This is a genomic window from Nocardioides sp. Leaf374 (assembly GCF_916862475.1).
GTDB lineage: Bacteria > Actinomycetota > Actinomycetes > Propionibacteriales > Nocardioidaceae > Nocardioides > Nocardioides kribbensis.
On record NZ_CAKASO010000014.1, the window covers coordinates 1 to 14,574 of the forward strand.

Annotated in this window: 10 protein-coding genes; 8 read left to right on the forward strand and 2 right to left on the reverse strand. The window is 75.7% G+C overall.

Going from position 1 to position 14,574, the window contains the following annotated elements; genetic code table 11:
* Positions 1-1,966, reverse strand: a 1,966-nt coding sequence (locus LPA27_RS08625; protein WP_228942182.1) for a helicase-associated domain-containing protein, incomplete at its 3' end; no start/stop codon positions are given.
* A gap of 48 nt (positions 1,967-2,014) precedes the next feature.
* On the opposite strand from LPA27_RS08625, the gene LPA27_RS08630 reads away from it, so the two are divergent.
* From LPA27_RS08630 to LPA27_RS08650, 5 genes are all read left to right on the forward strand, one after another.
* Positions 2,015-2,848 (forward strand): PP2C family protein-serine/threonine phosphatase, encoded by an 834-nt coding sequence (locus LPA27_RS08630; RefSeq protein WP_056862051.1) that lies wholly within the window; start codon positions 2,015-2,017, stop codon positions 2,846-2,848.
* A complete protein-coding gene (locus tag LPA27_RS08635; RefSeq protein ID WP_228942183.1) occupies positions 2,845-4,149 on the forward strand; it encodes an FHA domain-containing protein in 1,305 nt (434 codons plus the stop codon). The genes LPA27_RS08630 and LPA27_RS08635 overlap by 4 nt, the downstream gene beginning before the upstream one ends.
* Positions 4,150-4,160: 11 nt before the next feature.
* The gene (locus LPA27_RS08640; RefSeq protein WP_228942184.1) at positions 4,161-5,252 is read left to right on the forward strand and encodes an RDD family protein; all 1,092 of its coding nucleotides are present in this window, start codon (positions 4,161-4,163) and stop codon (positions 5,250-5,252) included.
* 191 nt (positions 5,253-5,443) lie between these two features.
* Positions 5,444-7,852, forward strand: coding sequence for an immune inhibitor A domain-containing protein (locus tag LPA27_RS08645; protein WP_228942185.1), 2,409 nt, complete (start codon positions 5,444-5,446; stop codon positions 7,850-7,852).
* Between the two features lie 118 nt (positions 7,853-7,970).
* On the forward strand, positions 7,971-9,587 hold the full coding sequence (locus LPA27_RS08650; RefSeq protein ID WP_228942186.1) for an AMP-binding protein: 1,617 nt from the start codon (positions 7,971-7,973) through the stop codon (positions 9,585-9,587).
* A gap of 8 nt (positions 9,588-9,595) precedes the next feature.
* Here the strand turns inward: LPA27_RS08650 and LPA27_RS08655 are convergent, their stop codons facing one another.
* Entirely contained in the window at positions 9,596-11,764 is a 2,169-nt protein-coding gene (locus LPA27_RS08655; protein ID WP_228942187.1) for a S8 family serine peptidase, read from the reverse strand.
* 130 nt (positions 11,765-11,894) lie between these two features.
* Here LPA27_RS08655 and LPA27_RS08660 point away from each other — a divergent pair, with 130 nt between their 5' ends.
* From LPA27_RS08660 to LPA27_RS08670, 3 genes are all read left to right on the forward strand, one after another.
* On the forward strand, positions 11,895-13,355 hold the full coding sequence (locus LPA27_RS08660; RefSeq protein ID WP_228942188.1) for an HAD hydrolase-like protein: 1,461 nt from the start codon (positions 11,895-11,897) through the stop codon (positions 13,353-13,355).
* Positions 13,352-14,083, forward strand: a complete 732-nt coding sequence (locus LPA27_RS08665; protein WP_056862057.1) for a M50 family metallopeptidase — start codon at positions 13,352-13,354, stop codon at positions 14,081-14,083. The genes LPA27_RS08660 and LPA27_RS08665 overlap by 4 nt, the downstream gene beginning before the upstream one ends.
* 89 nt (positions 14,084-14,172) lie before the next feature.
* Entirely contained in the window at positions 14,173-14,568 is a 396-nt protein-coding gene (locus tag LPA27_RS08670; protein WP_056862058.1) for a cold-shock protein, read from the forward strand.
* Positions 14,569-14,574 lie beyond the last annotated feature (6 nt).

A 14,574-nucleotide genomic window follows, 5' to 3' on the forward strand; every position in this document is an offset into this window, starting at 1 on the left:
CGCGGGCGTCGCGCTGGCCCGGCGAGCGCCGTTCGCGGGGGGTGCGGGCGCGCAGCTGGTCGGGGCGGGCCACGTGGACCGTGCCGTCGGGGGCCTCGACGACCGGCGCGGCACCGAGCTCGCGCAGCCGGGGCAGCAGCAGGTCGATCGGCAGCGTCGAGACCAGCACCGTCGGGGCCAGGCGGCGCAGCTCCAGGCCCGCGGCCTGCGGGTGGCCGAGGATCTCCGAGAGCGCGGTCTCGTCGTCGGCGCGCAGGAAGGCCTCGGCGTGCCCCACCCGCACCGAGCCGAAGGTCCGTGCGGTGTCGTCGACCAGGTAGGTCAGCGGCTGCGGCACCGGCGTGCGCGAGACCGAGCCCAGGAAGTCGTGCAGCTCCACCGCGGTCCAGCCGGTGTCGAGCGCGCGCCGCACGGAGCCGGGGGTGAAGCGGTAGACGGTCGCGCCGCCGCGCGACTCCACGTCGGCCACGACCTGGAGGCGTCGCGCGAGCGCCGACTCCAGCGGCCCGGGGGCCACCGCCGTCAGGTCGGCCTGCAGCAGCACGTGGTCGAGGGGCTCGGGCAGCAGCGGCGCGAGCTCGGCCGCGGCGCGGTCCGGCTCGTCGGCGACGAGCGGGCGGGCGAAGCCGGCCAGCCCGCCCAGGCCGGTCAGGCCCAGCGCGGCCGCCTCGGCGACGACCCAGCCGACCTGCTCGGTGCGGGTGCGGGGCCGGCGCGGACGCAGCCACGACAGCCGCGCGTGCAGCGAGGGCGGCCCGGTGCCGCTGGCCAGCACGCGCCCCGGCCCGGCCGAGGCCAGCGCCTCAAGCGTCATCCGGCGCGTCTCCACGACGTGCACCCCCGAGAGGTCGGGCGACAGGGCGTTCCACGCCTTGCCCGCGGTGTCGCGGCTGCCCACCATGCCCGGCAGGCGGGGGCTGTCGAGCCACGCGGTGACGAGGCGTCGCCACCGGTCGGCCGCGGGCCGTGCGGCCCAGGCGTCGTAGTCGTCGCTGGGCAGCCACGCCGGCGCCCCGTCGGCGCCGACGCCGGTCGCGAGCAGACCCGCCGCGACGGCGGTCTCCACCAGCAGCGCGGTCGTCGCCTCGTCGACGTGGAGGAGCAGCGCCGCGGCCCGCAGGTCACGCACCCCGAGGCCGCCGCTGCGCAGGGCCGAGGGGGGCCGGGTGCCCCAGGCGTCGAGGAGCAGCTCGGTGCGTCGTACGGCGTCGAAGGCCGCGCCGGCGGCGGTGCGGTCGACGAGGGCCTGGTCGCGCTCGGAGGTGACCAGCTCGGGCACGGCGTCGACCGGATCGGTGGTGGTGCGCCCGCCGCGCAGCGCGAGGCCGACCTCCCCGGGCACCACCACGGTGCCGCCGCCGCGGGCCACCAGCAGGCGGCGCGACAGCAGCTCCTCGGCGGGGGTGGTGGCGTCCTCGGGCAGCACCGTGTGGCGGGCGGCGCCGGTGGTCGCCTCGCCGCCCTGGGCGGCGACGTGGTCGAGCATCGCGCGCGCCGCGGGGGAGAGGGCGGCCAGGTGGGACGCGACCGCGGTGGGGTCGGGCGCGGGCTGGCTGCGCGGGCGCAGGCCGCTCACCCCGACGTCGCCGCCGCCGCCGGTCAGCAGGTCGGCCACGCCGGTGAGCGGGCGGGGGCCCGACGTCGACTCCCAGACGAGCGCCACGTCGACGAGGTGCTCGAGCGCGGCACGGGCCCGGGCGGGGTCGGCGTGCACCAGCGAGGCGACTTCGTCGGGTGTGGTTTGACCTGCGACGACGAGGGCATCAAGGACGCAGAGCTCGAGCCGGGACAGCTGGTCGAGCGTGCGCAGCAACGACGACCGGGTGGCAGCCCGCGAGGCGAGCTGGCTGGAGTCGTGAGGGGCGGGAGTGGCGAGATCGGGTCGAGCGACGAGCAGACGGGACAGCCGCTCGTCCGACCAGGCGCGCAGCTGGTCGGCCAACGATCGGTACCCCGTCTCGGACATCCCTCCCACGCTACCGACCCGGTCCTCGTCGTGGGCGTCGGTCCGCCGATGAGCCGCCCCCTGGGACAGGTCGAGCTGCAGCACGGGGCGGCCACCGACGTCGGGCTGGTGCGCCAGGTCAACGAGGACTCCTTCCTCGTCGCGCCTCCGGTCTTCGTCGTGGCCGACGGCATGGGCGGCCACGACGGCGGCGACGTCGCGAGCGCGATCGTGGTCGAGGAGTTCGCCCGGCTGGCCGACGAGGGCTACGACCCCCGTCGCGGCGCGGAGGTGGTCGCGGCCACCCTCACCGCCTGCCAGCAGCGCATCGAGCAGTACGGCGCGCACCAGCGCCTCGGCGGCGCGGGCTCCTTCCACGCCGGCACGACGGCCGTCGTCGCCCTGCTGGTCGAGGACGCCGGGGAGACCAAGTGGCTGCTGGCCAACCTCGGTGACTCCCGCATCTACCGCTTCAGCGACGGCGTGCTCGAGCAGGTCAGCGTCGACCACAGCGTCGTGCAGGAGCTCGTCGAGGCCGGCACGATCACGGCCGACGACGCCGCCGTGCACCCCGAGCGCCACATCATCACCCGCGCCCTCGGTGCCACCGAGGGCGCCGAGGCCGACTACTTCCTGCTGCCCCTGCCGGCCGTCGAGCGGCTCCTGCTGTGCTCCGACGGGGTGACCGGCATGATCGGCGACGACCACGTCGCGCGGATCCTCGCCGCCGCCGCCGACCCCCGCGACGCGGCCGAGCAGGTCGTGCGCGCCGCCGTCGCCGCCGGGGGCAAGGACAACGCCACCGCCGTCGTCGTCGATGTGGTGGGATTGGCCCACGACCACCCCTACGACTCCGAGCGCCAGCGCGTGAGCCTGGAGCAGAAGCTGGGAGCCCTGCCGTGACCCCCTCCCCCTCGCGTCCCCGGTCCTACCGGCCCGGCGACTGGTACGCCGTGCTGGGCCCCGACGTCCTCGTGGCCCTGCCCCCCTCCGAGCGCGGCCGCGTGGCCGCCCTGTGGGAGATGGTCGACGACGGCGCCGACGGCGACGCCGTCCTCGACGCCCTCATCGCCGGCGGCCTGCGCCACCTGCCGGGCTTCGTGCTCGTCAGCGAGGTCGACGGCACGACCCGCGCCGTGGTGCGCGGCTCGGTCACCTGCACCCTCACCGCGGGGGGAGAGGTGGTCGAGCTCGACGGCACCGCGGCCACGACCTGGGTGGAGCGCTCCCTGCCCGGGGTCACCGCCACCACCGTGTCGGTCTCCGGCGACACCGCCGGGCCCGACCTCGTGATCGGCCCCGGCCTGGTGCGCGTCGCCCGCGTCGACGACCCACCCGCCTCCGTCGAGCCCGCGCCCGCCGCGCCGCTCGACGTGCCGGCGCCGCTCGACGTGCCCGCCCCCGTCGACGTGCCCGCCTCCGCGGCGGTGCCGCAGGCCGAGGAGGAGCCCTCCCCGGTGGTCGCCGCCGCGGCGGAGGCCGCGGTGCCCGACGAGCCGGAGCCCGAGCCCGAGCCGGAGCCCGAGCCCGAGCCGGAGCCCGAGCCCGCGGCCGCCGCCGAGCCCGTCGAGCCGGCGTACGAGGACCTGCCGACCGAGCGCTTCGACAGCCTCCCGCCCGCGCCCGCGCCCCCGGCCTGGGGGGCGCCGACGGGCCCGCCGCCCAGCGCCCCGCCGCCGGCCCCGGAGCCCGACCCGACCCCCGAGCCCCAGCCCGGCTCCCAGCCCGACCCGCCGCCGGCCGACCACGACCACGACGGCATGACCCGCGCCGGCAGCTGGGACCCCGACGAGTTCGCGCGCCCCCAGGCCGGCATCCCCGGCCAGCCGCAGGCGCCGTCGGTCACCTCGCGTCCCGTGGCACGGCTCGTCGTGTCGAGCGGCGACACCGTCGACGTCGACCGGGTGATCCTGGTCGGCCGCGCCCCCGAGGCGCGGCGCTTCACGTCCACCGAGCAGCCGCGCCTGGTCACGGTGCCGAGCCCGCAGCAGGAGATCAGCTCCACCCACCTCGAGGTGCGCCCCGGGTCGGGGGCCGACCACGGCAGCGCCGTCGTCACCGACATGGGCTCGACCAACGGCACCGTGCTGGTGCAGCCCGGCCTGCCCTCGGAGTCGCTGCAGCCCGGCATCCCGGTGCAGCTGATCCCCGGAGCGCTCATCGACCTCGGCGACGGCGTGACCATCCAGGTCACCCGGCCCTGAGGCGCGTCGAGGTGTCCCACGTGTCCGCCCGCGAGGCGGCTCCCACCAGCTTCCCCGCGGCCGAGCTCGACCGCCGGTTCTACGCCTTCACCCTCGACCGCCTCGTGGCGTGGGGTCTCTACGCCGCCGCGGGCTGGGCCGCCTGGGCCTTCCTCGCCGACGGGTCGGGCACCCTCGTGGCGGTGCTCGCCGTGGTGGGGGTCGTGCTGGTCGTCTCGCTCGCCTCGGCGGTCGTGCTGGGCCTGCGCGGGGTGTCGCTCGGCAAGGCCGCCGTCGGCCTGCGCGTCGTCGCCGTCGGCACGGGGGAGCCCATCGGCGTGGGCCGTGCGCTGCTGCGCCAGCTCGTGCTCGGCGTCGGCGCCCTGCCCACCTTCGGCCTCGGGGTGGCGACGCTGGCGTGGACCGCGGTCATGGACGCCAGCGCCCGGCGCCGCGGCTGGCACGACCACCTGGGGCGCTCGGTGGTCGTCGACGTGCGGCCCGCGCCGGAGGTCGAGAGCGAGGCCGAGCGTCCGCGCGCCGTCGTCAACCTCACCGCGCTGCGCCTGGCCGCCCCCGAGCCCGAGCCGGTGACCGCTCCCGTGCCCGCCCCGGCCCCGGCCGCCGTGCCCGCCCCGGCCCGTGCCAAGCCCGCGCAGGCCCCCCAGGCACCGCAGGCCCCCCAGGCACCGCAGGCCCCTCAGGCACCGCCGCCCCCGCCCCCGTCGCCACCCGCGGGGCGCCGGATCCGCACCGAGCCCGCCCCGCCGTCGTCCCCGACCACGGCCCCCACGCGCTGGCGGGTCGCCTTCGACACCGGGGAGTCGTTCGTCGTCGAGGGCCTCGCCCTGGTCGGTCGCGGGCCGCAGGCCCGAGGCGGGGAGGACGTGCGCCACCTGGTGCCGCTGCCCTCCTCCGACATGTCGCTGTCGAAGACCCACGCCCAGTTCCTCGTCGCCCCCGACGGCGCCCTGGTGGTCATGGACCGCGGGTCCACCAACGGCTCGATGCTGGTGCGCTCCGGTGTCACCCGCGAGCTGTCGGCGGGCAAGGCGGTCACGCTGCTGCCGGGCGACAAGGTCCGCTTCGGCGACCGCTCCATGGACGTCTCGCGCGAGTCGTGACCCCCCGGTCGGCCGGGCTGCGGACCGGTCACGACTCGGTAACGATGGCCTGTGCCTCTTCCGGTGCCCGGGGTCGGGCGTGTCGACTGCACGAGGTCGACCGCCCGACCCTGCCGTGATCCGACGGGGCTCGCCGAGCGGCCTGTCTCGGGCGCTGGAGCGCCACTCGGAACCGTCCCAGGAGGATGACTTTGCGCAGGTCCAGACTCGCCGTCGTCGCGAGCACGTCACTGGTCGCCGCAGCGCTCGCGCTGCCGCTGACCGCTTCGCAGTCCGGCGCCGCGCCGGCTGCCCCGGCCGCCTCGGCGGCCCCGTCGGGCGAGGCCGCTGCGCCCCGCCCCACCGACTCCCTCACCATGCCCTGGCAGGCCAAGTACGAGGCCGAGCGCCAGGTCGCCGTGGAGAAGCGCCTGCGCAACGGCGGCTCGGGGGAGAGCCAGAAGATCGGCAAGGACACCTACGGCCGCGTGGCCCAGTCCGGCACCGACAAGATCTTCGTCGTGCTGGCGGAGTTCGGCGACACCCGCCACTCGGCCTACCCCGACGGTGGGACCACCGAGGGCCAGGAGCCGGCCACCACCTACGACGGCCCGCTCCACAACGAGATCCCGAAGCCCGACCGCGCCACCGACAACTCCACGCTGTGGCAGGCCGACTACGACCGCAAGCACTACCGCGACATGTACTTCAACCGGATGCGCACGTTCTACGAGCAGCAGTCCTCCGGTGAGTACTCCGTCGACGGCGACGTGACCGCCTGGGTGAAGGTCCCCTTCAACCAGGCCCGCTACGGCCGCAACACCTGCGGCGACATCGTCTGCAACAACACCTGGTTCCTCATCCGCGACGGCCTCGCGCAGTGGACCCAGGACCGGCTCGACGCCGGCCAGTCGATGGAGCAGATCCAGGCCTACCTCAAGACCTTCGACCAGCAGGACCGCTACGACTTCGACGAGGACGGCGACTTCTCCGAGCCCGACGGCTACATCGACCACTTCCAGGTCGTGCACGCCGGCGGCGACGAGGCCGACGGCGACCCGACCTACGGCGAGGACGCCATCTGGAGCCACCGCTGGTACGCCCAGATCGAGCCGCTCGGCACGGGCCCGGCCGACGGTGCCCAGCTCGGCGGCGTGAACGTCGGCGAGGGCGGCGTCTCCGACGCCAGCGGCGCCAACGTGCAGATCCCCGACAACCCGACCGGTGTCTGGGTGGGCGACTACACCATCCAGCCCGAGAACGGCGGCCTGTCGGTCTTCGCCCACGAGTTCGGCCACGACCTCGGCCTGCCCGACCTCTACGACACCTCCGGCAACACCGGCGGCGCCTCCAACAGCGTGGAGTTCTGGAGCCTGATGAGCCAGTCGCGCGGCACGCTGCCGGGCGACCCGGGCATCGGCGACCGCCCGCAGCCCTTCGGTGCCTGGGAGAAGTTCCAGCTCGGCTGGCTCGACTACGACGTCGCCCGCGCCGGACGCAGCTCCACCCACGTGCTGCGACCCGGTCAGTCGACCTCGGGCAGCGCCGCCAACGGCCTGATCACGATCCTGCCCGACAAGGAGGTCGTCTCCCAGCTCGGCGAGCCGGCCGCCGACGGCGGCGAGCGGTTCTACTACTCCACCTCCGGCAACGACCTCGACACCCGCATGACCGCGGCCGTCGACGGCGGGGGCGAGCTCACCGCCACGACGCGCTACGACATCGAGGAGGGTTGGGACTACGCCTACCTCGAGGCCTCCAGCGACGGCGGCGAGACCTTCGCCGGCGTGCCGACCAGCGTCAGCTTCGAGGGCGAGGACGCCAGCGGCCTCAACCCCGACGGCACCGGCATCTCGGGCACGACCGACGGGGCCTGGGTCGACCTGACCGCCACCCTCCCGGCCGACACCGACACGATCCGCTTCCGCTACCGCACCGACAGCGCCTTCGTGCTCCCGGGCTTCGCGGTCGACAACGTCGCCGTCGACGGTGAGACCGTGGGCACCGCCGAGGAGGGCGACGCCGCCTTCGAGCTCGACGGGTTCACGACCTCGACCGGCACTGAGGTGGAGGAGTTCCTCAACGCCTACATCGTCGACAACCGGCAGTACGTCGGTCGCGACAAGCAGCTGAAGCACCTCTACAACTTCCCGGACCTCGAGAAGAAGCCCGACACCGTGGAGTTCTTCCGCTACGCCCCCGGTGCCCTCATCTCCTACTGGGACACCTCCTACACCGACAACAACGTCGGTGACCACCCCGGCTCCGGCCAGGTCCTGCCGGTCGACGCGCACCCGGACTTCGTCCACTACGCCGACGACACGCTGGCCCGCACCCGGGTCAACACCGCCGACTCCGCCTTCGGCCTGCGCCGCATCAAGGCCCAGACCCTGAGCAACGCGGGCCGCGAGTTCACGGTCCCGGCGCGACGCGCCCAGCCCGTCTTCGACGACACCCGCCCGTGGTGGTTCGACAGCGACGAGCACGGCGTCGGCACCCACCCGGGCTTCTACCAGCCCGGCTGGTTCGGTGTCGACGTGCCGCAGACCGGCACCACGATCCGCGTGGTGAAGGTGGCCAAGAACGGCAACATGACGGTGAAGGTCGGCCGCTCGAGCTGACCCGCCCGTCCTCCTCGGACCCCGTCGATCCCCGGATCGGCGGGGTCCGTCGTCGTCAGGGCCCCCGCCGCGGCCCGCGCCAACCCCGCGACAACGTGACGGGCGTTACGTTGCTCCCATGGAGTCCTACGCCGCCGGAGAGACCACGCCCCCGCTGCTGGAGGAGACCATCGGGGAGAGCTTCACCCGCACGGCCGCGACGTACGCCGAGCGCGAGGCCCTCGTGGAGGTCGCCACCGGGCGCCGGTGGACCTGGGCCGAGCTCGACCGCGACGTCGACGCGGTGGCCCGCGGGCTGATGGCCGCGGGCCTCGAGCCCGGCGACCGGGTCGGCATGTGGGCGCCCAACTGCGCGGAGTGGACGATCGTGCAGTTCGCCACCGCCAAGGCCGGGATCGTCCTGGTCAACGTCAACCCCGCCTACCGCACCCACGAGCTGGCCTACGCGGTCGAGCAGTCGGGCATGCGCCTGCTGCTGGCGACCAGCAGCTACCGGGGCAGCGACTACCGCGCCATGGTCGAGCAGGTCCGCGGGGACTGTCCCGCGCTGGAGCGGGCCGTCTACGTCGACACCGGCGACTGGGCCGACCTGGTGGCCGCGGGGGAGGCGGTGGCCGCCGAGGCCCTCGCCGAGCGGCAGGCGGGGCTGCGTCCCGACGACGCCATCAACATCCAGTACACCAGCGGCACGACGGGCTACCCCAAGGGCGCGACGCTCAGCCACCGCAACATCCTCAACAACGGCTTCCTGGTCACCGAGGCGATCAACCTGACCCACGAGGACCGGCTGTGCATCCCGGTGCCCTTCTACCACTGCTTCGGCATGGTCATGGCCAACCTCGGCTGCACCACCCACGGCGCGACGATGGTGATCCCCGCGCCGGGCTTCGACGCCGCCACCACGCTGCGCGTGGTGCAGGACGAGCGGTGCACCGTGCTCTACGGCGTGCCCACGATGTTCATCGCCATGCAGAGCCTCCCCGACGTCGCCGCGCACGACCTGAGCTCGCTGCGGGGCGGGATCATGGCCGGCTCCATCTGTCCGGTCGAGGTGATGCGACGCTGCATCGACGACATGGGGATGAGCGAGGTGTCGATCGCCTACGGCATGACCGAGACCAGCCCGGTCTCCTGCCAGACCCGTGACGACGACGACCTGGAGCGACGCACCGCCACCATCGGCCGGGTCCACCCGCACCTGGAGATCAAGGTCGTCGACCCGGTCAGCGGGCTCACCGTGGAGCGCGGCAGGCCCGGTGAGCTGTGCACCCGCGGCTACAGCGTGATGCTCGGCTACTGGGAGGACCCCGCCAAGACGGCCGAGGCGATCGACGCCGACGGCTGGATGCACACCGGAGACCTCGCCGAGATGCGCGAGGACGGCTACTGCACGATCGTCGGTCGGATCAAGGACATGGTGATCCGCGGGGGGGAGAACATCTACCCGCGCGAGATCGAGGAGTTCCTCTACACCCACCCCGACGTCGAGGACGTCCAGGTCGTCGGCGTCCCCGACGAGAAGTACGGCGAGGAGCTGTGCGCCTGGCTGCGGATGCGACCCGGTGCGGCCCCCCTCGACGCCGCCGCCGTGCGGGCCTTCGCCTCGGGACGGCTCTCGCACTACAAGATCCCGCGCTACGTCATGGTGGTCGAGGAGTTCCCGATGACCGTCACCGGCAAGATCCGCAAGGTCGCCATGCGCGAGGAGAGCGCCAAGGCGCTGGGCCTGGCCTGAGGGGACCGTCAGCGGCTGACGACGACCGGGATGCTGGCCCGGGTGCCGTCGCCCCCGCGCCACACGACCGTGCCGTCGTCGCCGCGAGGCGCCCCGGGGCGTGCCGTCAGCGTCAGGGTGAAGCGGGCCGACTCGCCCGGGTCGAGGCGCACGGCGGCCGGGGTGACCACCGCGCGGTGGTGGGTGAAGCCGCGGGCGGAGGAGGAGAAGTAGAGGGCGCGCCCGCCGACGTTGGTGATCGTGCGTCGCGTGCGGCTCTCCTCGGCACCCAGCAGCACCGAGGGCAGGTTGAGGACCTGCTCGGGGTCGCGTCCGGCGAGCCGGCCGTCGATGAAGGCGCGGTAGTCGGCGGGGTCGGTGAGGTAGACCAGCCCGGGGCGCAGGGCGCGCTCGGCCCTGACCCGGCCGGCCCCGGCCCGCAGCGGCGACGTGCCGCGCACGGGCGCCGCGCTGGTGGCGAGGGCGGAGCGCACCGCGGTCGCCGACCACCCGCGCCGGTCGACGAGCAGGGCGGCGGTGCCGCTGGTGATGGCCGTGGCGGCCGAGGTGCCGGAGGCGAAGGCCCACCGGGTGCCGCGGACGTCGGAGGGCACGGCGCCGAGCACGCCGGTCGCCGGGGCCACGACGTCGGGCTTGACCACCGCCCCGGCGGGGTCGCCGGAGCCCGACCACGCCAGGACCTGCGACGCGGCGCGGTCGGTGCCCAGCGAGGTGAGGGTCACGCGGGCCAGCGGGTGGGAGCGCGACCAGGTGCGCACGGCGTCGCCGTCGGCGCGGTCGAGGTGCACCGTCGGCACGCTGTGCAGGTCGGTGTCGAGCGACTGGCGCCGCACGTTGGCCAGCACCATGCCGACGCCGTCGGCCCGCTCCACCGCCGCGGACTTGTCCACCCGGCCCACCCGGCCGCGGTCGCACAGCACCACGGCACCGGTCACCCGCGCAGCGTCGAGGCTGCCGGGCGCGCACACGCGGGCGTCGTCGATGCGGGCACCCGGCGCGCTGACGTCGGCCCCGACCACGAGCCGTGCCGGCCCGACGTCGCGCGGCGAGGCCATCAGACCCTCGACCACGGGGCCACCGCCGCCGAGCGCCACGCTCCCGCGACGGTCGGGACCGGTGGTGCCGCCCACGGTCGTCACCCAGGGCGAGGGGTGGGAGGCGAAGGCGCGCTCGCCGTCGTTGCCGGCGGCGGCCACCACCACGACGTCCTCCTCGGCCGCGCCCAGCAGGGCGCGCTCGAGCACGTCGAAGCCCGGGCTCCCGCCCACCGAGAGGTTGAGCACGTCGACGCGGTCGTGGGTGGCGCGGTCCACCGCCGAGACCAGGTCGGCGGTGGAGCACCCGTCGTCGGCGGGGTCGGGCGCGGTCCAGCAGGCCTTGTAGACCGCCAGCCTGGCCTGCGGCGCGACGCCGGCGTAGGACCCGAGCTCGTCGTCGTCGACGCGCACCGCGACCCCGGCGTTGCCGGCGGCGATCGAGGCGACCTGCGTGCCGTGGCCGTCGTCGTCCCGGGGGGAGAGCGAGGAGGCCGAGCGCACCGCGTCCTCGCCGAAGCCGGCGAGGAACCAGGAGCCGCCCACGACCTTGCCGTTGCACGCGCTGGCGCGCCAGTCGGCGGACTGCGAGCAGTCGCCGCGGAAGCGCGCGGGCCGCTCACCCAGGCCCGGCACCGAGGCGAAGGCGGGGCTGTCGGGGCTGAGACCGGAGTCGACGACGCCGATGACGACGCCGGCGCCTCCGCGCTGGCGTCCGGAGGGCACCAGCCGCTCGGTGGCGCTGCCGCGGCCGGGCGCGGCGGCCAGGGGGCGCACGGTGTCGCGCTCGGTGGCCACGACGCCGGGCTGGGCGGCGATCTCGTCGGCCTGGGCCCGGGTCAGGCGCACGGCGACGCCGTTGAGCGCGGAGGTCCAGCGGTAGACCGGCTCCGGGGCACCCACGGCGGCGAGCACGGCGTCCTGCTGGCCGCGCATGCTGAGCTCGAGCATCGTCTCGGGCAGCGGGGAGGTGTCGCCGGCCGTGCCGGGTCCGGCGAGGGTGACCAGCCACAGGTCGGTGCCGTCCTGCGCAGCGGCGACGGGGGCGGCACCGGCCAGGGCCGCGGCCCCGACCAGCGCGACCGCGGCCGCCACGGCGCGACGGACGGCGCGGCGGCTGCGGGAGCGGCGGGCGGCGGTCACGGGGTCCTCGTCGGTGGGTCGCGGGGCGGGCGCGGGGGCGGGAACCACCCATTGTGACCGACAGCCGGGCGCAGCGGGAGGCGAACCCCACAGCCGGGGGTCGAGGGGTGCGCGCACGTAGGCTCCGGGCATGCCCCCGACGCCCTCCGCCGTGCCGCCGGTGGTCGGCTTCGACCTCGACATGACCCTCATCGACACCGCCCCCGGCTTCCGTGCGCTGCTGCGCGTGCTCGGCGACGAGCTGGGCGTCGCCCTGCCGGTGGAGGAGATGACCGCCCGGCTCGGCCCCCCGCTCGACCAGCTCCTCGCACCCCACCTGCCGGCCGAGGCGGTGGGTCCGGCCGGCGACCGCTTCCGCGCGCTCTACCCCGACCACGCCGTGACCACCACGCCCGTGCTGCCGGGCGCTCACGAGGCGCTGGCGGCCGTGCGCCGCCACGGCGGCCGCATCGTGCTCGTGACCGGCAAGTTCCCCGACAACGCCCGGCGCCACGTCGAGCACCTCGGACTCGACGTCGACGTGCTCGAGGGGTGGGTCTGGGGCGCGGGCAAGGCGACCGCGCTGCGCCGCGAGGGCGCGGGCGTCTACGTCGGCGACCACGTGCACGACGTCGAGGGCGCGCTGGCCGCAGGGGCCACGAGCGTCTCGGTGCTCACCGGCGGCTGCACCCGCGAGGAGCTGCTCGACGCCGGCACCCACGTGGTGCTCGACAGCCTCGAGGACTTCCCCGGGTGGCTCGACGACCACGTGCTGACCACGCGGGTGGCGGCACTCGAGGCCCGGCTGGCCGACCTGGGTTCGCTGGCCGTGGCCTACAGCGGCGGGGCCGACAGCGCCCTGCTGCTGGCCGCGGCCGTGCGGGCCCTCGGGCCCGGGCGGGTGCTGGCGGTGACCGGCTACTCCGACTCCCTGCCCGCGGCCGAGCGCGACCCCGCCCGCGCCTTCGCCGAGGGCCTCGGCGTGGAGGTGCTCACCCCGCGCACCCACGAGATGGAGCGCGAGGGCTACCGCGCCAACGACGGCGACCGGTGCTTCTTCTGCAAGGCCGAGCTGCTCGACGTGCTCGTGCCGCTGGCCCGCGAGCGCGGGGTCGAGCACGTCGCCACGGGCACCAACGCCGACGACGTCGTCGCCGGCTTCCGCCCCGGCATCCGCGCCGCCGCCGAGCGGGGGGCGATCACCCCGCTCGCCGACGCCGGCCTCACCAAGGCGCAGGTGCGCGAGGTCTCGCGTCGCTGGGCCCTGCCCACCTGGGACAAGCCGGCGGCGGCCTGCCTGTCCTCCCGGGTCGCCTACGGCGTCGAGGTCACCCCCCACCGGCTGGCCCGCGTCGAGCGGGCCGAGGCCGCGGTGCGCGAGTCGGTCACGGGCGCCGGGCTGCCGCTGCGCGACCTGCGGGTGCGCGACCTGGGCGAGGACCGCGCGTCCGTCGAGCTCGACGCCGCCCTGCTCCCGCTGCCGTCGGTGCTCGCCGGCGCCGTGCTGGCCCGGGTCCGCGAGGCCGGCTTCGCCCACGCCGGCATCGCCGAGCGCGGCTTCCGGTCCGGGGGGCTCAACGACGCCCTGCCCGACCCCGAGCGCTGGCGGTGAGCGCGGGGGACACCTGGGCCGACACCTGGGCCCGGCTCTGGGGCGACGTGACCTCGCGCCAGCCCGTGCCCGAGGCCCGCTTCGTGCTGCTCACCGGCGCCGTCGCGGCGCTGCTCGTGCTCGCCCCCGGCACCTGGCCGCGGGTCCGGCTCGCCGTCACCGTCGTCCACGAGGCGGGCCACGCCCTCGTCGCCGTCCTCGTCGGGCGCCGGCTGCAGGGCATCCGGCTGCACTCCGACACCTCCGGCGTGACGCTGTCGCGGGGCCGTCCGCGTGGTCCGGGCATGGTGGCGATGCTGGCCGCGGGCTACCTCGCCCCGGCGCTGCTGGGCCTCGTGGCCGCCCTCGCGCTCGCGGCGGGGCGCAGCCTCGCCCTGCTGTGGGGCCTGGTGGTGCTGTCGGCGCTGATGCTGCTGTGGGTCCGCAACCTGTACGGCGCCCTGGCCCTGGTCGTCCTCGGGGCCGGCGTGGGCCTGGTCTCCTGGGCCGGCGGGCCGACCGCGCAGGCGGTGGCGGCGTACCTCATCGCCTGGCTGCTGCTGCTGGCCTCGCCCCGGCCGCTGCTGGAGCTGCTGGGCGCGGGGGCGGCGCGACGCCGGGGCTCCGACCCCGACCAGCTGGCCCGGCTGACCCGGCTGCCGGTCGTGGTGTGGGTGCTGGTGCTGCTCGCGGCCAACCTCGCGGGCCTGGTCGTGGGGGTCTCGACCCTGGCGCCCGAGCTGCTCTGAACCCGATGGCGGGGCTCACCGGGCCCCACATATCCTTCCCGTCGGTCGGTCCGCAGGGGCCCGACGCAGAGCTGACGGGGGAAGTCGCCGTGCCCAGTGGCAAGGTCAAGTGGTTCGACGCGGAGAAGGGCTTCGGCTTCCTCTCCCAGGACGGTGGCGACGACGTCTACGTCCGCGCCGACGCCCTCCCGGCCGGCACGACGTCGATCAAGCCGGGCACCCGGGTGGAGTTCGGGGTGGCGCAGGGTCGTCGCGGCGAGCAGGCCCTCCAGGTGCGTGTGCTCGACGCCCCGACCTCGGTGGCGCGCAACCAGTCGCAGGCGCGGCGCAAGAAGCCCGACGAGATGGCGCCGATCGTGGAGGACCTCATCACGCTGCTCGACGGCGTGGGCGAGGCCTACCGCCACGGCCGCCACCCCGACGCGCGCACCGCGCGTCCGACGGCCAAGCTGCTGCGGGCCCTCGCCGACGAGCTGGAGCTCTGAGGCGGC